Consider the following 21,015-nt stretch of genomic DNA (forward strand, 5'->3'; position numbering starts at 1 on the left):
CTCGGCGCCATGGTAGGACGACCAGCAGGCGTGTGCTCGCGCGCTGTCCAACTACGGTCGGTGCCGTGACGCACACCCTCGTCCTCCTCCGCCACGGCCAATCGGTGTGGAACCTCGAGAACCTCTTCACGGGCTGGTACGACGCCGGCCTCACCGAGGTCGGTGAGCGCGAGGCCCGAGCCGGCGGCGCGCTCCTCACCGACAAGGGCGTCCTGCCCGATGTCGTCCACACCTCGCTGCAGACCCGAGCCATCCGCACCGCCGAGCTGTCGCTCGCCGCCTGCGACCGTTCGTGGATCCCGGTCCGTCGTCACTGGCGGCTCAACGAGCGGCACTACGGCGACCTCACCGGCAAGAACAAGGCCGAGACCACCGCCGAGTTCGGCGAGGAACAGGTCCTCGTGTGGCGACGCAGCTACGACACGCCGCCGCCACCCATCGCCGCCGACAACGCGAGCAACCCCAACGACGATCCTCGCTACGCCGGCATCCCGGCCGAGCTGCGGCCCGACGCCGAATGCCTGAAGGACGTCGTCGACCGGATGCTCCCCTACTGGTTCGACGCGATCGTCCCCGACCTGGCCGTCGGTCAGACCGTGCTCGTCGCCGCCCACGGGAACTCGCTACGAGCCCTGGTCAAGCACCTCGACGGCATCAGCGACGACGACATCACCGGCCTCAACATCCCGACCGGCCAACCGCTCGTCTACGAGTTGGGCGACGACTTCCGTCCCATCGAGGCCAAGCCCATCGACGACCGCTACCTGGCCGACCCGGCCGAGATCGCCGCAGCGGCCGAAGCCGTCGCCAACCAAGCCAAAGGCTGACCCACCCCCGCCCTCCACCCACCCCCGTCCCACCCTCCACCCACCCCGTCCCGCCCTCCACTCCGGTTCTGGTAGGCAAACGACACCACCAGGTGACGCATGTGTTCACCAGAACGGGGGTTCGGGAGGGGATCGACATGGGTATCGAGGACGAGGCACGGACGGCGTACACCGCCTACTGCGAGACCCGGACGAAGATCGTGGCCGGCGATCTGCCGTGGTCGGCGCTCGAGGACCACTTCACCGACGACGCGGTCTTCATCGATCCGGCGTGGGGACGTGTCGAGGGCATCGACGCCCTGCGCGAGTTCTGGGTCGAGTCGATGATGGGCCTCGAAGGCTGGCGCTTCCCCGAGGCCTGGACCATGGTCGAAGGCAACCGCGTGGTCTCGATGTGGTGGCAGGAGATGGGCGACGACGCCGACGGGAAGCCGGTCAAGTGCCCCGGGATCTCGATCCTCTACTACGCGGGTGACGGCCGGTTCGCCTACGAGCACGACCTCATGAACATGGCCCACGTCATGGAGGGCGTCACCGCCTCCGGGTGGACGCCGACGGGTGAGTTCAACATGCCGCCGACGGACCCGAACCGCGACGTGTCTCTCCCCGACCATCTCGCACACCTCACGAAGGACCTCCTTTGACCGAGTACACCGTCACCCCCGTGGGCCACGTCGCCGGCGGTCGAACCGACCCCATCGACGACGACTGGGGGCCCGTCGAGGCGACGATCGCCCTCGACGCAGCACGGTTCACTCCCGACGTCGTCGCCGGCCTCGACGACTTCTCCCACATCGACGTCGTGTACCTCTTCCACCGGGTCGACGAAGCCAAGATCAACCTCGGCTCCCGTCATCCGCGCAACCGCGAGGACTGGCCGCTCGTCGGGATCTTCGCCCAGCGAGCCAAGGCCCGGCCCAATCGCATCGGGGTGTCGACCTGCGAACTGGTGGCGGTCGACGGTCTCGACGTCCATGTCCGAGGCCTCGATGCCATCGACGGCACACCGGTGCTCGACATCAAGCCGCACGTCGCCGAGTTCGGACCGCGCACACCGACCCGCCAGCCCGAGTGGATCGGCGAGTTGATGCAGGGCTACTGGTAGCCGCACCACCCGTTGGACGCGACGCACCCCCGGCCTGGTGGCCGGGGGTGCGTCGCTTTCGGGGGTTCGGGCGCCGTGTACCCATGGGGAGTTGGGGCGCCCGTGGACTAGACGGCGTCGACGCCCATCTCGCCGGTACGGATCCGGGTGAGACGGTCGACGGCGGTCATCCAGATCTTGCCGTCACCGATCTTGCCGGTCTGGGCGGCCGAGGCGATCGCCTCTGCCACCTTCTCGGCCTCGTCGGTACCGACCACGACCTCCACCTTCACCTTGGGGACGAAGTCGATCGTGTACTCGGCGCCTCGGTAGGTCTCGGTGTGGCCGCCCTGGCGGCCGAACCCCTTGACCTCGGAGACGGTGAGTCCCTGGACGCCGACGCCCTTGAGCGCCTCCTTCACGTCGTCGAGCTTGTGCGGTTTGATCACCGCGGTAACGAGATGCAACACGTTGGTTCTCCTTCAAGTACTTCGTGGGAGCGTGATCAGACCGGCACGGAGGTGCTGGACGAGGTGGACAGACCGGCAGACGAGCTGTTGCCGGAGTCGGGGGCGTAGCCCATGTGGCCGTGCTCCTCGACGTCGAGGCCGGCGATCTCTTCTTCCTCGGTGACCCGGAGGCCGACGGTGCCCTTGATGGCCTGGAAGAGGAGGAACGCTGCGCCGAAGACGAACACGAAGTGCACGCCGACGAACAGGGCCTGGGTGCTGAGCTGGTCGATGCCGCCGCCGTACAGGATGCCGGCGTCCTCACGACCGAGGAAGGCATCGTCGTACTTGGCGAACAGGGCGATCGAGAGGGTCCCCCAGGTGCCACAGACACCGTGGACCGAGATCGCACCGACCGGATCGTCGACGCCCATCTTGTCGAAGAAGGCGACCGAGAAGACCACGATCAGACCACCGACGGCGCCGATGACGATGGCGGCCCAGGTCTCGACCGTGCCAACCGGCGCCGTGATGGCGACGAGGCCAGCGAGCATGCCGTTCGCCGCCATGGTGACGTCGGGCTTGCCGTCCTTGAGCCAGTTCACGATCATCGCGATGACCGCACCCGCGCATGCGGCGAGCAGCGTCTTGACGGCGATCTGGGGGACCAGGTTGTCGGCGCCGAGCTCAGAGCCGGGGTTGAAGCCGAACCAGCCGATGAAGAGGATCATGGCGCCGACGACCACGAACGGGACGTTGTGGCCGGGGATGGCCCGGGCCTTGCCGTCCGGTCCGTACTTGCCGATGCGAGGTCCGAGGACCAGGGCACCGGCGAGGGCAGCCCAGCCGCCGGTGGCGTGCACGATCGTCGAGCCGGCGAAGTCCGAGAACGGGATGTCGAGCTGGGCCAACCAGCCACCACCCCAGGTCCAGCGCAGCACGGTCGGATAGATGACCGCCGTGATGACCAGGCTGTAGATGAAGTAGCTCTTGAACTTCGTCCGCTCCGCCATGGCGCCGGACACGATGGTCGCGGCGGCAGCGGCGAAGGCGGCCTGGAAGAAGAAGAACGTGGCGGGCGACAGGTTGAGGGCGGCCATGGCGGCCGGGTCCTCGATGCTGTCGATGCCGAAGCCGAAGCCGAACCAGCCGCCGAGCAGCTCGTCGCCGCCGAAGCCGATGCCATAGCCGACGAGGGCGAAGGCGAGGACGCCTGCCATGCCGTCCATGAGGTTCTTCATGAAGATGTTGGAGACGTTCTTCGAACGGGTGAGTCCGGCTTCGACGAGGGCGAAACCGGCCTGCATGAAGAAGACCAGGATCCCGCACACGAACACGAAGATGTTGTCGAACACCACCTGTGTCGCGGGGGCGTCGGCCTCCTGTGCGGCGGCGGGGTTGGCGAGGAGGAACACTGCTGCTCCGACCAGGCCCGCTCCGATGAGCAACTTGCGCTTCACGTGCTGACTCCTTCAGTTGACGGGGAATGACGAGTTGTCGGGGGATGACGGGTGCGGATGACGCACTTCTGACTCGGAACTGACGGTAAACACCGCCCGTTGCGACGCTGTTCGCTCGGCGTGACAGCAGCGGCAACGCTGTGTGACGCGAATGTTTCGCGATTCAGGCCGAGACGGCGGAGGGTTCGAGCAGGTAGCCGCGTGAGCGGACGGTTCGGATGGTGAGGCGCACCGGACGGAGTCGACGGCGCAGGCGGAGGACGTGGACGTCGAGCGCGTTGCGACCGGGGGCACCGTCGGGCCAGCCGGCCGCCGACAACGCGTCGCGACTCACCACGGCTCCGAAACGGCTGACCAGCGCACTGGTGAGACGGGCCTCGACGGGCGGAAGCGGGGCCCAACGCTCGCCGAAGCGGATCACCCCGTCCTCGTCGAGTTCGGGGACGAGTTCGAGTGTCTGCTCGAGTCGGAGCCGGAGGCCCTCGAGCCGCGCACGGACGTCGAGGTCGCCGGCGGAGACACGGACCCAGTCCTCGAGCGGATCGGCGGCGACGGGCGGGGCCGACTCCACGTCGACGAGGAGCAGTCGTGCACGACCGAGGCGTGCGAGCTCCTCGCGCTCGCGGCGCTCATCAGGCCACCGCAGCATCGTGACGTCGTCCATCGAAGGCGAACGGTAGGGATGCAACGTTTCCCGGCTGTTTCGCGACCGTGCCCATCAGTTTTCTTCTCGATCGCGTCCGATGACACTTTCCCCGACGCAGCGCGTGTCCCTTTCGTACACTCTGCCCATGGCTCGTACGAACGCATCTGCCCATCTCGCCAAGGTCCCGCTCTTCGCGGCCTGCTCCAAGAAGGAGTTGGCGCTCATCGCCAAGGCGACCGACGTGGTGAGCCTGCCCGACGGGCACGCCCTCACCACCCAGGACGAGACGTCACGCGAGGCGTTCGTGATCACGGCCGGCAAGGCCGTCGTCCGTCGCAACAAGCGCAAGGTCGCCGAGCTCGGTGCCGGCGCGGTCATCGGCGAGCTCGGGCTCCTCGACCGTGGACCTCGTACCGCGACGGTCGTCGCCGACGGACCGATCGAGGTGCTCGTCATCGGCCCTCGTGAGTTCTCGGCCCTGCTCGACGAGGTGCCGACGATCAACCACAAGCTCCTCAAGTCGCTCGCCGGCAAGGTCCGCGAGCTCGACAAGGCCGCCTTCGGTTGACATCCGTCAGCCGCTGAGCGGCTGACCCACACCTCCGGTCCCGGCGTTCAGGACCGGAGGCGAGCTGCGTTCTTGCCCAGGACGACCCAGAGGGCGACGCACGCCATCGCCGCGCCCGCAGCCAGCGGCACGGGCACCGAACCGTCGTCGTCGGCGTGCACCGCGAGATCGCCGGCAGCCATCTCGGCGGTCGTCGGGACCGGCGGCGCCGTGGTCGTCGTCGGTGCCGTGGTCGTGGTCGTCGACGGATCGACCGGCGGTGCCGTGGTCGTCGACGACGCCCGTTGCCGCGTGGTCGAGGGTGCGGTCGTCGCGGGAACCGTCGTCGGCGGCGGCGGCGTGACGGTCGTCGGGGGCGTGGTCGTCACCGAGGTCTTGGGGCCCAGCCCGGCAGCGGCGGCACCGAGGTCCAACAGTCCGGACCCGTACGTGCGCTTCGGCGACTTCGGCCGCGCGGTGGCGAGCAGGCGATCGACGGCCTGCTTCGGGGAGAGTCCGCGGGCCCGCAGGATCGCCAGCGCTCCGGAGACGTGTGGAGCGGCCATCGACGTACCGGCGAGGAGCCCGCAGTTGTTGCCCTTGTACGCCGACACCACGTCGTCAGCCGCCTTGCCGTTGCCCGCACCACCGGGGGCGGCGATCCCCCACTTGGCCGAGCCCACGTCGGTCGCGTAGCTCGCGATCGAGCCCCGGCGGTCGACTGCGGTCACGACCACGGCGTCGATGTCGCCGTAGCCCGAACCGAAGATGCCTCCGACGAGGCCGCCGTTGCCGGCCGCCAACACCGGGATCGACCCCTTGCCCCATGCGTACTCGATGGCGTCGACGAGATCGCCGCTGGCACCGGTCAGTCCGTTGAGATCGGTCCCCAGCGACAGGTTGATGACGTGGGCACCTCGGTCAGCTGCGGCACGGATCCCCTCCGCCACCCCGCTGATGGTCCCTTCGCCCTCTTCGTCGAGGACGCGGACCGGCAGGATCTTGGCGCCGGGTGCGACACCGACGGCCGCCGTCGCTCCTCCGGTCATCTCGCCGCAGTTGATCGAGGCCCCGGCGGCGGTGCCGGCGACGTGGGTGCCGTGTCCGTTGGGGTCACCCTTCGCGTCGCCGATGACGTCGATCTGTGGGAGGACACGCGAGCCGAACGCCGGGTGCGACGCATCGACGCCGGTGTCGACGACCGCGATGACCACGCCGGAGTCGGTGAGCGGCGCGCCGATCGACGCGATGTTCCACACCGCCCCGGCCGCCGAGGCAGCGGACACGACGCCGACCACGAGCGCGACGACCGCGCCGAACACTGCCAATCGCCGCGTTCGCGACGAACTCCCCGTACCGACCACGGCACCATGGTGCCCGTTCCGCACGACCGGCGCCACGCAGGGGCACCGCTACCGTCGTGCCATGCCGGACCCGCTGCCGCCGAACGCGACCGATCCGAGCGAGCCACGGATCCCCGCAGCGCTCCGCGTCGAACCTGACGACGGCCTCGATCCGCAGTTCCCGGACCTCGACGGCCTCGATCTCGACCACCGCGATCTGTCGTACCCCGATGCGCGGACCGTGACCGTGCTCCGCAGTCGGATGCGGGCGGGCTCGCTCGACGTCGGCGACGCGACCATCGACGCACAGGACGCGCAGTTCGTCGACATCGATCTCCGCGGCCGACGATTCGAAGGACTCACACGGGTCTCGTTCGTGCGCTGCCGCCTGACCGGTGCCGACTTCGGCGATGCTCGGCTGCGCGACGTCCGCTTCTCGGACTGCGCCCTCGACGTCGCCTCGATGCGGTCGGCGACCCTCGAGCGGGTCGCGTTCGTCGGCGGCCGCATCGACGAACTCGACCTGAGTGCGGCACGCGTGACCGACACAACCATCACCCAGGTCGGTCTGGCGAACGTGACCCTGGCCGGCGCTCGGCTCGAGCGAGTCGACGTCACCGGGGCCGATCTCGCGGCGGTCGCCGACCTCCGCGAGCTGCGCGGCACGATCATCAGTCCGACCCAGGCCGTGGCCCTGTCCGCTCGCCTGGCGCAGGTCGCCGGGATGCACGTGGCGGCCGACGACGACTGAGCGCCGGCTCCTTTCCCATCGATCCGGCGGCGGAAGTACCCTTCGAGCCGCCATGGACACGTCTGAAGCAAACACGGTCGACACCTCCACATCCGCCGCCGGCAAGCGAGGACGACTCAAGCCGCATCAGCTCGCGCTCGGGCTCGGCGGGCTCGTCGCCGGCGTCACCGTCGTCTCGGGGATCGCCGCCACGGTCTTCCAGTTCCACGACGACTCGGAGACGACGCGCGAGGTGTTCGAGAACATCCCGTCGGCGATGAAGCTCGCGTTCTACACCGTGCTGCCCATCGTCATCATGTACGGGGCGGTGCTGTTCAGCCAGCGCATGAAGAACTGGGAGCGCGGCGGCCCCGAGGCGCGCAAGACCACGAAGAAGAACTTCGCCCAGCGGATGAAGGACTTCCGAGCCGGCGTGTACATGCAGACCCTGCTGCGCGACCCCGCAGCCGGCGTCATGCACAGCCTCATGTACTTCCCGTTCCTGATCCTCCTGGCGGTCACGACGGTCCTCGAGATCAACCACCAGCTCCCCGAGTCGGCCAAGTTCCTCCACGGCGACATCTACAAGGCGTACACGTTCGTCGGCGACGCCGCCGGTGTCCTCTTCCTCATCGGCGTGTTCTGGGCGATCGGTCGCCGCTACATCCAGCAGCCCTACCGGATCCGGGTGAAGACCAAGGCCGAGCACGGCGCCGCGCTCTTCATCCTCGCCGCCATCGGCGTCACCGGCTTCCTCGCCGAGATGTTCCGCATCGGCATCGAGGGCCAGCCCGACTACGAGAAGTGGAGCTTCGTCGGCTACCCGCTCGGCGGGCTCGTCGAGAACCTCGACGCCATCCACGGCTGGCACCAGGCCATGTGGATCGCCCACGTCGTGGCCTTCCTCGCGTTCCTGGTGATGCTGCCCATCACCATGCTGCGCCACATGTTCACCAGCCCGCTGAACATGTACTACAAGGATCGCGACCGCCCGAAGGGCGCCATGAAGGCGATGCCCAACCTCATGGAGAGCGAGCTCGAGAGCTTCGGCGCCTCGACCGTCGAGGACTTCACGTGGAAGCAGCTCCTCGACCTCGACTCCTGCACCATGTGCGGACGTTGCACCTCGGTCTGCCCGGCCAACGCCACCGGCAAGCCGCTCGACCCCCGCGAGATCATCCTGAAGTCGGGCGAGGTCATGGCAGCCACCGGCACCCCGCAGGTCAGCCCGCCCATCGGCACCGTCCCGGAGATCACGATCCCGGCGAACAACTTCTTCGACCGCATCACCCCCGAGGAGATCTGGAGCTGCACCAGCTGCAAGGCGTGCGACGAGATCTGCCCGGTCAACATCGAGATCCTCGACAAGATCCTCGACATGCGTCGCTACCTGTCGCTCATGGAGTCGAACTTCCCGACCGAGTTGGGCAACGCCTACCAAGGCATGGAGAACAACTACAACCCATGGGGCATCTCCAACCAGACCCGCGGTGACTGGGCGGCGAAGGTCCCCGGCCTCGAGATCGTCGACCCCGGCGACACGTTCGACCACGAGTACCTCTACTGGGTCGGCTGCGCCGGTTCGTTCGACGACAAGAACCAGAAGGTCTCCGAGGCCATGGCCAAGCTGATGACCCGCGCCGGTCTCGACTTCGCCATCCTCGGCCCCAACGAAGCCTGCACCGGCGACTCGGCTCGTCGCTCCGGCAACGAGTACATCTTCCAGATGCTGGCGATGCAGAACATCGAGATGCTCAACACCATGGGCGTCAAGAAGATCGTCACCCAGTGCCCCCACTGCTTCAACACGCTGGGCAACGAGTACCCGCAGCTCGACGGCCACTACGAGGTCATCCACCACACACAGCTGCTCGAGAACCTCATCGACGAGGGCAAGCTCGACATGAGCCGAGCCCGCCTCGACGAGCGGGTCGTCTACCACGACTCGTGCTACCTGGGTCGCCACAACGACATCTACATGAGCCCGCGCAAGGTGATCGGAAGCCTCGGCGGCGTCGAGATCGTCGAAGCGCCCCGCAACGGCACCAAGGGCATGTGCTGTGGCGCCGGTGGCGCCCGCATGTGGATGGAGGAGTCGATCGGCACCAAGGTCAACGACGAGCGCTCTCGCGAGCTCATCGAGACCGGCGCGACACGCGTCGCCACCGCCTGCCCCTTCTGTTACGTCATGATGGACGACGGCGTGAAGGCCGCAGGCAAGGAAGAGGACGAGGTGAAGGTGGCCGACCTGGCCATGCACGTCCTCGAGGCGATCGAGGCCGGCGAAGCCGACGCCGACGCTCCGCTCACGATGACCGACTGAGAACAGCCCCCGGGGGCACCATGGCGAAACGCAAGAAGGACCGGTGGGACGGCACCGAACGCCGTGCTCCAGCCATGGTCCTCATCGTCGGTGAGGACAGCGGCGCCAACGAACTGCTGGTCCGGGTCCTGGGTTCCCACGGGTACCGGACCGTCGTGGCCACCTCGATCGACACCGCCACCGCCCGGGCGACCGACCAGCTCCCCCGTGTCGCGGTCATCGACCTCTCGAGCGGCGGGATCAGCGCGAGCCTCCAACTGCTCGACTGGTTCCGTAGCAACGACGACCCCCGGATCAGCCGGACGCGTGTGATCGTCGTCGCCCGGTCGGCATCCAACCGGAACTTCTCGTTCCAGTCCGGCGCGGACGACTACCTGCAACGCCCCTTCCACGCCGACGACCTGGTGGCCTCGATCGAGGGAGCCCTCGCGGTTCCCCACGCCGATCTCCCGGTGCGGCGCCGACGCCTCATGGACGGCACCGCCCCTCAGGCCTGAAGGACTACTGGAAATTCTTCCAGTACTGGCTGGGGGTCGGGCCGTTCTGGCCGTGGTACTTCGAACCGAGCTTGCCCGAGCCGTAGGGGTTCTCGGCCGGTGTCGTCATCCGCAGGAAGCTGATCTGGCCGATCTTCATGTGCGGGTACAGCGTGATCGGCAGGCTGGCCACGTTCGACAACTCGAGCGTGATCTGGCCGTCGAAGCCGGCATCGACGTAGCCGGCGGTCGAGTGGATCAAGAGCCCCAGGCGGCCGAGGCTCGACTTGCCCTCGAGTCGAGCAACGAGGTCGTCGGGTACGGCGATGCGCTCGAAGGTGGCGCCGAGCACGAACTCGCCCGGATGGAGGATGAACGGCGTGTCGTCGGGGACCTCGACCATCTCGGTGAGGTCGCTCAGGTCCTGCTTGACGTCGATGATCCCACGGGTGTGGTTCAAGAAGACCCGGAACCGCGGGTCGAGCGTGAGGTCGATCGACGAGGGCTGGATGAACGAGTCGTCCAGCGGGTCGACGACGATGCGCCCGGCAGCCAACTCTTCGCGGATCGTGCGGTCGGAGAGGATCACGGACGGCCAATGTACGCGCCCGCGGCGCGGCTATCCGTCGTCGGTGGAGGCGTAGCGGTACTTCTGGTGTGCGGCCTGTGTCGACACCCCGAGGGTCTCGCCGATCTCGGCCCACGTCGCGCCGCGTTCGCGCGCGTCGAGGACCAACTCGGTGACCAGGGCGTCGGCAGCGCGACGGAGGCGATTGGCTGCCTCGAGCGAGCGCTCGGCGTCGCCGTGGATCAACTCGCCGACACCCGACCTGGCAACCGCATCAGCAGCCAGATCGATCTCGACATCGGCCCGTTGTGCACGCGCGCCCTGGGGCGTCCCCGACGCGCGGCTCACGATGTGGAGCTCCCGTTCACATCAATGAGTGTGCCAGCACCGCCGCCATTTGTCTGGGACCGTCATCGCGCGGCGAGTTGGCCCAACGCATCGTCGGACAGCACGAACGAGTCCGATGCCAGGCCCGCCCCGGGCTCGACGAGCTCGGGATAGCTCACTCCGGTGAGCTGCACGTCGTAGATCTCGTGGACGTCGCCCTCGAAACGCAGGAACCCGACCACGGTGCCGGCTTCGATGTCGACCACCCAGACCCCACACACCCGTTCGCTGAAGTGCTCGGTGAGCGGGAGCCCGCCGAAGAGGTGCTCGCGCACCTGGGAGAGGCCCACGAACGCGTACTTCCCCGCGAACGCGATGCCGCGGGTGAAGCCCGGGAGGTGCGCGATGGTCTCGCGGTCGCCCGTCTCGGGATCGATCGTCGCGATCGAGCCGTGTCCCGACTCGAGGATCCAGAGCTTGCCCCGGTACCAGCGAGGTGAGTGGGGCATCGAGAGCCCGGCGCTGATGATCTCGCCGGTCGGGACGTCGATGACCACGCCGCCGTCAGCTTTGTGCTCGCGCCACCCGCCGGCGGTGTCGGTCGTCCCGAGCGCGGAGACGAACCGCACCTCGCCGTCGACGAGCGCCAGGCCGTTGAGGTGGCAGCGGTCCTCGGCCGCGAGTCCGGTGATGAACCCCGGCCGCCACCGGGGCACGAAGCTGTGCACGCCGTCGATGGTCGAGAGGCACGAGAAGCGGGTGTTCACGAACCACAACTCGCCGTTGCTGAACGCGAGATCGTGGACGCGGATGTCGCCGGTGATGTGGTGTGTGCGCGGCATGAAACACGCGTCGTGGCGCCCCGGCGGCTCCAGTCGGGGAACGACCGACGGCTGGTTCTGGTACACCCAGATCCCCTGCTTGGTCCCGAAGGCCAGCAGGTTGCGGTCGACCGCGATGCCCATCGGGCTCGGAAACGACCGGAAGTGGGTGTTCAGCCCTTCGCCGTCGTTGCGCACGACGATGATGTGCCCGGACTGGTAGGTCGAGACCAAGAGCGACGCTCCGAGCTGGCCGAGCAGTTCGGGAACCGTCTGGGTGTGGACGCTGCGTTGCGACCTGGCCGACGCGGACCGGCGATCGGAGGCGGCGCCCGGCGTGGCCGAGGCCGACGACGCCGGCGGTTCCACCGGCTTGATCCGCGGCGGGTCGGCGAACACCTCGTGCGCCCGGAGGGCGACCTCGCGCACCGGCTCCCACGCCGACTCGAGTTCCTCGGCGTTGCGGCGCCACTTGTCCGGATGCGGCGACTCGAGCGTGTGACGCGAGTCGGGAAGTTCACCTGACAGGTCGACGTCCCAATCGAGCCCGAGGTACTCGCACAGCTGCGCGATCTCGGCAGTCGGGTCGCTCACCAGTCGGTCGTAGCGGGACACACACCAGCGGCCGGGCTCGAGCGCCTCGAGGTCGTCGAGGATGGTCGTGGTCGTGGTCACCCACTGGTCGACGACGATCTCCGGAAGCGTGCGGCCGGCGAGGTCGCGCCACCCCGGCGTGAGCAACAGCGACCACGGGGGGCCGTCCCACTCCGGCAGGTCGGGATAGGTGACGAAGCGGCCCGACCGCCAGGCGTCGAGCATCGAGCTGATGGTCTCGCGCGGGTCGCGGTACAGGTAGACGAAGGTGGCGTCGGGGAACAGGTCGGCCAGGAAGGGGATCCGCAGGGCGTTCTTCGGGGTCTTCTCGAGCAGCCGGACCGGACGACCGTCGCGTGGGGCGGGCTGGCCCTTGCGGTCCTTCATGTTGTTGAGGAAGTTGCGGTGCAGATGGACGTAGGCCTCGGTGGTCGCGTCCTCGACCCGGAGGCGGTTGGACGACCAACCGCGCTCTGCCGGACGCAGCTCCGGCAACGACTCGATGATCTGGTGGCTCTCCCCACCGACGGTGAACAGCTTCGGAGCGCGGGCCAGGGTCTCGAAGAGGAGCGTGCTCCCCGATCGGGGCGAGGACACGACGATGATCGGGCGGTCGATCGGCGTGGTCGGACGCGTACCCGACGATCGGGTGCCGCGGACGGGGCGTGCGGTCGGCGCATCCGGCCGGCGAGCCGCCGGCGCCAGAGCACGACGGACCACGAGCTGTCGCACCATCTCGGCGAGATCGACACCGTTGTCGAGTCGGTGGCGGTCCTCGTCGCCGAGCAGCGCTCGGTCGAGGTCGTCGCGGAGCCGCTCGTAGACCGACTCGGCGTTCACGTCGTCGCCGTGCGCGGCCCACGCCGATCGCCAGCCGCGACGGAACCGGTCGAGCGACCGCTCCAGGTTGCCGACACGGAGCCCGATCCGGTCGGCTTCGTCCAGCAGTTCGTCGAGCTTGCGGTCGACCTCCCACGGGCTCATGACCGGCGCGGCGTTGACGGCCTCGTAGGTCACCCGCAGGTCGGCCCCGAGACGGTTCGGGACCAGACGCGGCGCGGGCGGCGCCTCCCCCATGGCGGCGTCGACCATCTCCCAGAAGCCGGGCGAACCGACGGTGTCGACCACGAGGTGGACGCGGGGGTGGTCGGCCGGGTTGACGACGCGGTGGGTCCGCCACGTGTCGAAGATCCAGGTCTGCCCCGCCGCGAGGTGGTTGACGGCATCGCCGCACTCGAATCGAACCGAGGGGTCGGTGACGATCGGGACGTGGATGCGGGTGCGGTCCCACCAATAGGCGTTGGTGTCGACGTGGGGCGTGACCTCGGCCTCGCGGTCGATGCGCATGAGCCGGGTCCGGCCCACGACGGTGCCGAGTCCGGCCAGGACCTGCCGGACGTAGGGAAGCGTCGCCAGATGGGACGTCGGCTGCATCGGACCGACCGTCGAGTCGTCGTCGGGATCGCCGTGTGCGGCCACCAACGGCAAGGCCGTGTTCCCTGGCGTCCCTTGCGGATGGGGCTGCCAACGAGCCGGATCGATCTGGTCGATCTCGGCCTGCAGTGCCGCCGCATCGAAGTCGAGCGGCAGGCGGATGAACGGCTGTGCGAGTCGCACGGATCTCCTGGGCCGGGGGGGGGTGGAGGCGGGATCGTACCCAGCCCATGACACCGGGTCGGAGCCGGGGTACTGTTCCCTCCGATCGACGGACGACAGACACAGACGAGAGCGGAACGATGACCAAGAAGCCCAGCGCCACGCGTACCCAGCGACGAGCAGCCGAGCGGACGCAGCGCCACAGCGCGCCGACCCGCGCAGCCATGGGCGGCGGTGCGGTCCTGGCCCTCGGTGCCGGACTCGTCACCGGCGCGGCCCCGGCCGGTGCGGCGACCTTCACCGTCGACACCAACAGCGACACCGTCGCCGCCGACGGCCTCACGTCGCTACGCGAGGCCATCGACGGCGCGTCGGACGGCGACACGATCACCTTCGACCCCTCGGTCACCGGCACCATCACGCTGTCGCTCGGTCAGATCACGATCGACGACGCCATCACCGTCGACGGCCCCGGCGAGGACACGCTCTCGATCAGTGGCAACGGCGCCAGCCGGATCTTCTACATCAACGCCGGCGGCACGGTGACGATCGACGGTCTCACCCTCGAAGACGGCCGGGAGGGCGGCAGCAGCGGTGGCGCCGTCCGTTCGGAGGAGACCGACCTCACCATCACCGACAGTCGTTTCGAGGACAACTACGCCAACGGCAGCGGTGGCGCCGTGTTCATCGACGGCGCCGACCTCACGGTGAGCGGATCGACGTTCTACGACAACGCAGCCGGACAGGGCGGCGGCGTCGCGGTCGTCAATGACGGCGGGACCTCGGTCACCGACACCATGTTCGACGACAACTTCGCCAACGGGAACGGCGGCGGCATGTACGTCGACGAGAGCACCGGCGCGACCTTCACCAACGTCACGTTCGTCGACAACTTCGGCGGTAGCGACGGTGGCGGGCTCTTCACCGGCGACAACAGCGCCGAGGTCCTCATCACCGGCTCCGAGTTCACCGACAACTTCGCCGGGAGCGACGGCGGCGGTGCCACGTTCGAGGACATGGGCGCCGACATCACCATCGAGAACACGACCGTCTCGGGCAACGCTGCGCCGGACGACCAGGCCGGCGGCCTGTTCTTCTACTACGCCGACGAAGACATCACGATCACCGTGCGCAACAGCACGATCACCGACAACGTCGCGAACACGGGCGGTGGCATCAACTTCTACTCGGACGACGGCGCCAACGGAGTCGGGACCCTGCGGATCATCGACACGACCGTGGACGGCAACGAGGCCTACTCCGACGGCGGCGGGGTGCGGCTCTACGCGGCCGGCGATCTCGAGATCATCGGGTCGACGATCTCGAACAACTCCGCGGACACCTCGGGCGGCGGCATCAACGTCGAGGACACGGACGGCGAGACGACCATCGTGAACTCGACCATCTCCGGGAACCAGGCCACCTACTACGGCGGCGGACTCAACCTCTCGTCCAGCGGCGACCTCTCGCTCCTGCACAGCACGATCACCGACAACTACTCCGGCGGCGACGGTGGCGGCGAGGGTGGCGGCTTGTACCTCCGTTTCACGGACGCGGTCATCGACCACACGATCATCTCGGGCAACGACACCGACCGGGACGGACCCGACATCGACATCAACGGCGACATCGACGTGTCGGTCTCCCACAGCATCATCGGCGAGGTGTCGGATCCGAACGGGCACCTCGATGACGTCACCAACAACGCGCTCGGCGTGACCGACCCCGGCCTGGCTCCCCTCGCCGACAACGGCGGCCCCACGTTCACCCACGCCATCCTCGATGGCTCCCCGGCTCTCGACACCGGCGACCCGGCCTTCGCTGCACCGCCGGCCACCGACCAGCGTGGCGAATCACGGGTGAGCGGTGACGGCATCGACAAGGGTGCTTACGAGCGCCAGGTCGCTCCTCCGGCCACCACGTCGACCACCTCGACGACCGAGCCCGACGACGGTGTCGGTGGCGTCGGCCAGAGCCCGCCGGCGACGCCCACGGTGGCGAACCCCACGTTCACGGGCTGAACCATTCCGCGCCCCGGCGCTACAGTCGGCGGCCCTTCGCGGGTGTAGTTCAATGGCAGAACATGAGCTTCCCAAGCTCACAACGCGGGTTCGATTCCCGTCACCCGCTCGCTGAAGACCCCCAATCGACCCGTGGAATCACGGGAGAGATGGGGGGTATGGGTCTCGCCATCTCGCTGACCCACCTGGGCCGCCCTCGGCCCCGATGCAACGGAACGATCGACGCGTTGGTGTACACCGGCGGGTCGTACGCGCCGATCGGCGCGTACGGGCACGGGCCCAGGGTGGCGGGTGCTCGGGGGTACCGTGCGGCGCCCGGGTCGATGGCGGGCCGACCACGGCCCGGCCGTCATTGCACGAGTTTGATGGCGACCAGTTCGCTCGGGTCGGCGACCTCGAGGGTGCCTTGTCCGCCGGTGGCGACGCCGCCGGGAATCAGACGGCCGCACACGACCTTCTTGTTCACCGACACGCAGGAACCTTCGTCGTCGCCGTCGCCGACGTAGGTGATCTCGAACACCGCGAGCCGAACGCAGTTGAGACGGACGTTCGTGCCGCTGCCGACGGTCTCGACGCACAGCGGCAGGGCCAACCGGCAACCGGCGGCGGCGTCGATGTCGGCGTCGGTGGCCCAGTCGCAGGAGTCATCGCCAGCCAGCAGTCGCTCGATGTGCCCCACTCGGGAGCCGGTGTCGACGTCCCACCAGCCGTCGTCGTCATCGGGATCTGACGGGATCTGGTACACGTTGTCCGAGTTCACCAGACCGTGCCACGGACTCACGCCACAGTTGCGGTCGCCGAACCCGTTGCCGTTGCTCCACAGCAGGAACTCGACGTTGAAGGCGTCGGTGTTGACCCGGTAGGGCGGATCGAGTGTGGCGTCGGGCACGAGGAGGTCGACGCCGTGGTCGGGGGCATCGGCGCAGAGCATGAACGGAGCACTGAATCCCCCGCGCAGCGGCTGGACCGTCGCTGCGGCGACGGCGTCCGCGGTGATCTCCTCCTGGTCGATCACGCCGCCGAAGGGGACATCGCTCGTGTCGGCGAGCTGGACGCGCACGCCGGAGGCGTTGACCGACGTCTCGTTGGTGCCGTCGCACGGTCCGATCACGTCGCTCTCGGCACGGGTGACCGCGTAGAACCGGTTGACGACATCGCAGACGACGCTCCCGCCATCGGCACCGTTGTCCTCCGCCACCGAGACCGCGACCGCCAGCACTTCCGCCGGAAGCGCGTTCCCCTGGCCGACGTCGCGCAGCGTCGACGTCGCCGCCAACGCGGCAGCGTCAGCCGCGTTCTGGCCGTTCCGGACCGACGTGTAGCCGGTGCTGGCACCGAGGACGAGCGAGGCAACGGCCAAGATGCCGGTGACGCTGATGGCGAAGAACACCGCCGTCATGCCACGGTCCCCTCGATCCGCGAGAGACCGCCGCTGCGCGTGCCTGTGGGCTGATCGCATGAGGGTGCTCCTAACCGGTCACGTTGAACGTGGCCGAGACATCGATGAACTCGTTGAAGATGCGGACGGTGGCAAGACCCCGGGGCTTCCAGTCCTTGGCAACGCTCGAGTAGTCCCAGTCGTGGTGGGAGTCGCTCAGCTCACAGTCGTCGCAGATCGCTGACACGACGGTGCCACCAGGGGTGACGAGGTGGACCGCGAGGGCATTGCACCGATCGACCTGGTTGATGTCGTAGTGGATCCGGATGTCGCTCTTGAGTTGACCGTTGTCCTTCGAACGGACTGGGTCGGGCGTGACCTGGATGTTGGTGATCGCGCACTCGGTCGCTGCTGTCGTCGGCGGCGTGGACGGTGGCGTCGTCGGTGGACCGGACGTCGGCGTGCTGACCGGAGGCGTGCCGGCAACCGGTACGCCGATGATCGCCATCGTGGCCACGCCCGAAGCCCGGCCTTCCTGGACGCCGATGAGATCGGCGATCGGCGTGATGAGTGACCAGGTCCAATCGACGGCGACCTCGATCCGGTCGACGTCGACGCGGGCCGAGACGCACTTGCCCGGGAGTTCGGTGCCGGACGGATCGACGCAGCGGACGTCGATGTCCTGGAGGCGGATCTGGCGGCTGGGGAGGTGCGACTCGATCTTCTCGACGATCGCGTCGTGATCCGCGCTTCCCGGTACGTCGGCGTAGAGATAGTCGATCACCCCGGTACGGGCGCCGTCTCGAGCGGCGTTCGTCGCCTGGTTGTCGTTGAGCGTCCACATGCCCAGATCGATGATCGCCATCATGAACATGAACAGGATGGGCAACGCGAACGCTGCCTCGACCACGGTCACGCCGTCATCTCTGCTGGAGCGCCTCACTTCTGCACCACGACCTCGTTCGATCCGGTCAGCGAGATCGACTCACCGACGACGCGCTCGACCAGCGGAGTGACCACGTCGAAGGTCGCGGACACGTCGACGCGTACCCGATCGCCCGCCGACACCGTGGTTCCGCCGCACCCGGTGACGGGCACGACGAGGTCGCCACTGCCGTTCTCGGTCAGCACCACGACCGAGAAGTCGGTCAGCGAAGCGAGTTCGGGATCCTCGTTGGTGACAGCGCCGACGATGTCGTCGTTGCCCGCACAGTCGACGTCGTTCGGAGAGATCCGCGCGTAGGCGGCGCCTTGCCCCGCCCCGTTCTCGAGCTGGATCTGCATGCGATACCCGCGTGACAGGTCCAGGGTCCCCATGACGATCAACATCATCGCCGGGGCGAGCAGGGCCAACTCGACGAGCGACGCGCCGCGGTCAGCGCGCCGAGCGCTGGCGACTCGTCGTCGCCGTCGCTGCGTGCGCGCCCATCTGCCCATGGGCGATCTATCGGCAGCAGAATGCCAGTTCTTTACGAGAAATGCCGGTCGGCATGCCGGAAACGCCGCGATCGCTGGCATTCCTGTCCAGGGGCACCGGATAGCCTGCCGGCGTGCACGCGTCCGATGCCCTCGACCGATCGATCGAGCGCACCGGATCGATCGCCTGCGTCGGCCTGGACCCTCGCCCCTCGCTGCTCCCGGCGTCGTTGCGACACTCCGTCACTGCATCCCACGGACCCGGGGCCGAGGGCGTCGCCGAGGCGTTCCGCATCTCCAACGAGGCGATCATCGACGCTGTTGCCGGTCACTGCGCCGTGATCAAGCCGCAAGCGGCCTGCTACGAGGCCTACGGCGTCCCAGGATGGCGGGCACTGGAGGCCACCGTCGCCCACGCCGAAGCCGCCGGCGTCCCGGTGATCCTCGACGCGAAGCGTGGCGACATCGGCTCGACGGCGGCCCACTACGGACAGATGGCCTTCGGCGGCGCCCCCGGCCTCGACGACGAACCGATCAGCGGCATGGACGCCACCTGGTTGACCGTGAATCCCTATCTGGGCGTCGACGGCATCGAACCCGTGCTCGGGGACTCGAACGCCGGACTGTTCGTGATCACCAAGACCTCGAATCCGTCGAGCGGCGAACTGCAGGACACGCCGAGCGGCGCCGGGACCGTGGCCGACACGGTCGCCGACCTCGTCCACGGCTGGGGCGCCACGCGCCTCGGCGACTGCGGCTTGTCCGACATCGGCGCGGTCGTCGGGGCCACGTACCCCGACCACGCCCGGGCCCTCCGCGAGCGCATGCCCGACACGTTCTTCCTCGTCCCCGGCTACGGCGCCCAGGGAGGCGACGCCGCCGGCGCAGTGGCCGGTCTGCGGAGCGACGGCCGGGGCATCGTCGTGTCGTCGAGCCGGGGCATCACCGGCGCGTGGCAGGCCACCGGCACCGATGACTGGGCTGGGGCCGCTCGTGCCGCGCTCGACGACATGAACCGAGCGCTCGACGCCGTTCGTCGATGACCGACCTGGCCGTACACTCCTCGCCATGACTCCCCCTGACGGCCCGTCTCCGGCCTGGGCCGTCGAGCCTTCCGGACCCTTGCGTGGCGAGGTCCGCGTCTCCGGCTCGAAGAACGCCGTCACCAAGCACATGGTCGCTGCGGTCATGGGCTCGTCGCCCTCGCTGATCCGCAACGTGCCCGACATCGGCGACGTCGAGATCACGACCGAGGTGCTGCGTTCCCTCGGTGTCGGGGTCGAGGTCGACGGCGACTCCATCTCGATCTCGCCCACCGAGGAGATCCGCTCCGACGTCCCGGTCCGCTACTCGGGCCTGAACCGGATCCCGATCCTGCTGCTGGGCCCGCTGCTCCACCTCCACCAGGAGGCGTTCGTGCCCGTGGCCGGTGGCGACAAGATCGGCGCCCGCCCGGTCGACTTCCACGTCGAGGCCCTCCGGGCCTTCGGCGCCGAGGTCATCGAGGACGACGAGGGCATCCACGCCACCGTCGTCGGACGGCTCCAGGGCACCAAGATCACCCTGCCGTACCCGTCGGTCGGCGCCACCGAGTCGATCCTGCTCACCGCGGCCATGGCCGAGGGGCGAACCGTCCTGCGCAACGCCGCGACCGAGCCCGAGATCATCGAGTTGGCGCTGTTCCTCCAACGCATGGGCGCCCGCCTCGAACTCCACCCGGGACGGCGCTTCGTCATCGAGGGAGTCGAACGCCTCCACGGCGCGACCACCACGTTGGCCGGCGACCGTCTCGAAGCGTTCTCGTACCTGGTGGCCGGTCTCGTGACCGGCGGCGAGGTCCGGGTCGCGGGCTGCCCCCAGGACCGCATGGTCACGGCGATCTCGACCCTCCAGCGCATGGGCGCCGAGTTCGAGATCAACGATCATTGGATCAGCGCCTCGAGCAACGGCCTGCGAGCCGTCGCCATCCACACCGACACCCACCCGGGGTTCATGACCGACTGGCAGTCACCGCTGTTCGTGCTCATGACCCAGGCCGTGGGCATGTCGGTCCTGCACGAGACGGTGTTCGAGGATCGGGTCCGGTACCCGGCATCCGTCGTCGCCGCGATGGGCGGCGAGATCGAACTCTTCGACACCTGCCTGGGCGGACCCGACTGCCGGTTCCACGACACCAACGCCGTGCACTCGGCCGTCGTCCGCGGGGTGTCCAAGCTCCGCGGGGCCGAGGTCGAGATCCCCGACGTGCGCGCCGGATTCTCGGGTGTCATCGCCGCCGCAGCGGCGGAGGGTTCGTCGGTGATCGGCGGGGTGCACCACCTCGAGCGCGGCTACAACCGCCCGTTCGAGACGTTCCAGTCGCTCGGCCTGAAGCTCGAGCGCGTCAACCGCTGAGGCGAACCCTCCGGG

20 protein-coding genes and 1 tRNA gene are annotated in these 21,015 nt (G+C 68.5%); 11 read left to right on the forward strand and 10 right to left on the reverse strand.

The window, feature by feature from the left end:
• Nucleotides 1-65: 65 nt before the first annotated feature.
• The 3 genes from AB8619_RS17935 (at nt 66) to AB8619_RS17945 (ending at nt 1,932) form a co-directional block, all read left to right on the forward strand.
• Nucleotides 66-827: a phosphoglyceromutase gene (locus AB8619_RS17935; RefSeq protein ID WP_436793992.1), complete on the forward strand. Its 762-nt coding sequence runs from the start codon at nt 66-68 to the stop codon at nt 825-827.
• A gap of 137 nt (nt 828-964) precedes the next feature.
• A complete protein-coding gene (locus tag AB8619_RS17940; RefSeq protein WP_436793993.1) occupies nt 965-1,471 on the forward strand; it encodes a nuclear transport factor 2 family protein in 507 nt (168 codons plus the stop codon).
• Nucleotides 1,468-1,932, forward strand: coding sequence for an SAM-dependent methyltransferase (locus AB8619_RS17945; RefSeq protein ID WP_436793994.1), 465 nt, complete (start codon nt 1,468-1,470; stop codon nt 1,930-1,932). Before AB8619_RS17940 ends, AB8619_RS17945 begins: the two co-directional genes overlap by 4 nt.
• Before the next feature lie 107 nt (nt 1,933-2,039).
• On the opposite strand, the gene AB8619_RS17950 is transcribed toward AB8619_RS17945, so the two are convergent.
• The 3 genes from AB8619_RS17950 to AB8619_RS17960 form a co-directional block, all read right to left on the reverse strand.
• Nucleotides 2,040-2,378, reverse strand: coding sequence for a P-II family nitrogen regulator (locus tag AB8619_RS17950; protein ID WP_436796410.1), 339 nt, complete (start codon nt 2,376-2,378; stop codon nt 2,040-2,042).
• Between the two features lie 38 nt (nt 2,379-2,416).
• Nucleotides 2,417-3,820 (reverse strand): ammonium transporter, encoded by a 1,404-nt coding sequence (locus tag AB8619_RS17955; protein WP_436793995.1) that lies wholly within the window; start codon nt 3,818-3,820, stop codon nt 2,417-2,419.
• 163 nt (nt 3,821-3,983) lie between these two features.
• The gene (locus tag AB8619_RS17960) at nt 3,984-4,484 is read right to left on the reverse strand and encodes a helix-turn-helix domain-containing protein (RefSeq protein ID WP_436793996.1); all 501 of its coding nucleotides are present in this window, start codon (nt 4,482-4,484) and stop codon (nt 3,984-3,986) included.
• A gap of 127 nt (nt 4,485-4,611) precedes the next feature.
• Here AB8619_RS17960 and AB8619_RS17965 point away from each other — a divergent pair, with 127 nt between their 5' ends.
• Nucleotides 4,612-5,034 carry a cyclic nucleotide-binding domain-containing protein gene (locus tag AB8619_RS17965; protein WP_436793997.1) on the forward strand — a complete coding sequence of 141 codons (423 nt, stop codon included), beginning with the start codon at nt 4,612-4,614 and terminating at the stop codon, nt 5,032-5,034.
• Between the two features lie 47 nt (nt 5,035-5,081).
• Here AB8619_RS17965 and AB8619_RS17970 read toward each other — a convergent pair whose 3' ends face one another.
• On the reverse strand, nt 5,082-6,335 hold the full coding sequence (locus tag AB8619_RS17970) for a S8 family peptidase (RefSeq protein WP_436793998.1): 1,254 nt from the start codon (nt 6,333-6,335) through the stop codon (nt 5,082-5,084).
• Nucleotides 6,336-6,438: 103 nt separating this feature from the next.
• On the opposite strand from AB8619_RS17970, the gene AB8619_RS17975 reads away from it, so the two are divergent.
• From AB8619_RS17975 to AB8619_RS17985, 3 genes are read left to right on the forward strand one after another with little or no spacing between them, the layout of a single operon-like run.
• Entirely contained in the window at nt 6,439-7,107 is a 669-nt protein-coding gene (locus tag AB8619_RS17975) for a pentapeptide repeat-containing protein (protein ID WP_436793999.1), read from the forward strand.
• Nucleotides 7,108-7,159: 52 nt separating this feature from the next.
• Nucleotides 7,160-9,409, forward strand: a complete 2,250-nt coding sequence (locus AB8619_RS17980) for a heterodisulfide reductase-related iron-sulfur binding cluster (RefSeq protein WP_436794000.1) — start codon at nt 7,160-7,162, stop codon at nt 9,407-9,409.
• Nucleotides 9,410-9,429: 20 nt separating this feature from the next.
• Entirely contained in the window at nt 9,430-9,906 is a 477-nt protein-coding gene (locus tag AB8619_RS17985; protein ID WP_436794001.1) for a response regulator, read from the forward strand.
• A gap of 4 nt (nt 9,907-9,910) precedes the next feature.
• Here AB8619_RS17985 and dcd read toward each other — a convergent pair whose 3' ends face one another.
• The 3 genes from dcd to AB8619_RS18000 form a co-directional block, all read right to left on the reverse strand.
• A complete protein-coding gene (gene dcd / locus AB8619_RS17990) occupies nt 9,911-10,474 on the reverse strand; it encodes a dCTP deaminase (RefSeq protein ID WP_436794002.1) in 564 nt (187 codons plus the stop codon).
• A gap of 30 nt (nt 10,475-10,504) precedes the next feature.
• On the reverse strand, nt 10,505-10,801 hold the full coding sequence (locus tag AB8619_RS17995) for a hypothetical protein (protein WP_436794003.1): 297 nt from the start codon (nt 10,799-10,801) through the stop codon (nt 10,505-10,507).
• Nucleotides 10,802-10,863: 62 nt separating this feature from the next.
• Nucleotides 10,864-13,812 (reverse strand): TIGR03032 family protein, encoded by a 2,949-nt coding sequence (locus AB8619_RS18000; RefSeq protein ID WP_436794004.1) that lies wholly within the window; start codon nt 13,810-13,812, stop codon nt 10,864-10,866.
• A 119-nt stretch (nt 13,813-13,931) separates the two neighbouring features.
• Between AB8619_RS18000 and AB8619_RS18005 the strand changes: the two genes are divergently transcribed.
• Together AB8619_RS18005 and AB8619_RS18010 are read left to right on the forward strand one after the other, a co-directional pair.
• Nucleotides 13,932-15,812, forward strand: coding sequence for a right-handed parallel beta-helix repeat-containing protein (locus AB8619_RS18005; protein ID WP_436794005.1), 1,881 nt, complete (start codon nt 13,932-13,934; stop codon nt 15,810-15,812).
• 38 nt (nt 15,813-15,850) lie between these two features.
• Nucleotides 15,851-15,921 (forward strand) — tRNA-Gly (locus AB8619_RS18010).
• Between the two features lie 240 nt (nt 15,922-16,161).
• Here AB8619_RS18010 and AB8619_RS18015 read toward each other — a convergent pair.
• The 3 genes from AB8619_RS18015 to AB8619_RS18025 form a co-directional block, all read right to left on the reverse strand.
• The gene (locus tag AB8619_RS18015) at nt 16,162-17,211 is read right to left on the reverse strand and encodes a hypothetical protein (protein ID WP_436794006.1); all 1,050 of its coding nucleotides are present in this window, start codon (nt 17,209-17,211) and stop codon (nt 16,162-16,164) included.
• Between the two features lie 70 nt (nt 17,212-17,281).
• On the reverse strand, nt 17,282-18,106 hold the full coding sequence (locus tag AB8619_RS18020) for a TadE family protein (RefSeq protein WP_436794007.1): 825 nt from the start codon (nt 18,104-18,106) through the stop codon (nt 17,282-17,284).
• Between the two features lie 23 nt (nt 18,107-18,129).
• Nucleotides 18,130-18,627 carry a TadE/TadG family type IV pilus assembly protein gene (locus tag AB8619_RS18025; RefSeq protein WP_436794008.1) on the reverse strand — a complete coding sequence of 166 codons (498 nt, stop codon included), beginning with the start codon at nt 18,625-18,627 and terminating at the stop codon, nt 18,130-18,132.
• A gap of 113 nt (nt 18,628-18,740) precedes the next feature.
• Here AB8619_RS18025 and pyrF point away from each other — a divergent pair, with 113 nt between their 5' ends.
• Nucleotides 18,741-19,649, forward strand: a complete 909-nt coding sequence (pyrF, locus tag AB8619_RS18030) for an orotidine-5'-phosphate decarboxylase (protein ID WP_436794009.1) — start codon at nt 18,741-18,743, stop codon at nt 19,647-19,649.
• A gap of 25 nt (nt 19,650-19,674) precedes the next feature.
• On the forward strand, nt 19,675-21,000 hold the full coding sequence (gene murA, locus AB8619_RS18035) for a UDP-N-acetylglucosamine 1-carboxyvinyltransferase (RefSeq protein ID WP_436794010.1): 1,326 nt from the start codon (nt 19,675-19,677) through the stop codon (nt 20,998-21,000).
• The last annotated feature ends 15 nt before the right edge of the window (nt 21,001-21,015 follow it).

The organism is Actinospongiicola halichondriae (assembly GCF_049103745.1).
In the GTDB taxonomy this organism is placed as follows: Bacteria; Actinomycetota; Acidimicrobiia; order Acidimicrobiales; family Salinilacustritrichaceae; genus Salinilacustrithrix; species Salinilacustrithrix halichondriae.

Bases quoted from the DNA above. Each gene is read 5' to 3' on its own strand.
- AB8619_RS17940 (WP_436793993.1), top strand. From the start codon at position 965: ATGGGTATCGAGGACGAGGCACGGACGGCGTACACCGCCTACTGCGAG.
- AB8619_RS17960 (WP_436793996.1), bottom strand. From the start codon at position 4,484: ATGGACGACGTCACGATGCTGCGGTGGCCTGATGAGCGCCGCGAGCGC.
- AB8619_RS17965 (WP_436793997.1), top strand. From the start codon at position 4,612: ATGGCTCGTACGAACGCATCTGCCCATCTCGCCAAGGTCCCGCTCTTC.
- AB8619_RS17975 (WP_436793999.1), top strand. From the start codon at position 6,439: ATGCCGGACCCGCTGCCGCCGAACGCGACCGATCCGAGCGAGCCACGG.
- AB8619_RS17980 (WP_436794000.1), top strand. From the start codon at position 7,160: ATGGACACGTCTGAAGCAAACACGGTCGACACCTCCACATCCGCCGCC.
- AB8619_RS17985 (WP_436794001.1), top strand. From the start codon at position 9,430: ATGGCGAAACGCAAGAAGGACCGGTGGGACGGCACCGAACGCCGTGCT.
- AB8619_RS18005 (WP_436794005.1), top strand. From the start codon at position 13,932: ATGACCAAGAAGCCCAGCGCCACGCGTACCCAGCGACGAGCAGCCGAG.
- AB8619_RS18015 (WP_436794006.1), bottom strand. From the start codon at position 17,211: ATGACGGCGGTGTTCTTCGCCATCAGCGTCACCGGCATCTTGGCCGTT.
- AB8619_RS18025 (WP_436794008.1), bottom strand. From the start codon at position 18,627: ATGGGCAGATGGGCGCGCACGCAGCGACGGCGACGACGAGTCGCCAGC.
- murA (WP_436794010.1), top strand. From the start codon at position 19,675: ATGACTCCCCCTGACGGCCCGTCTCCGGCCTGGGCCGTCGAGCCTTCC.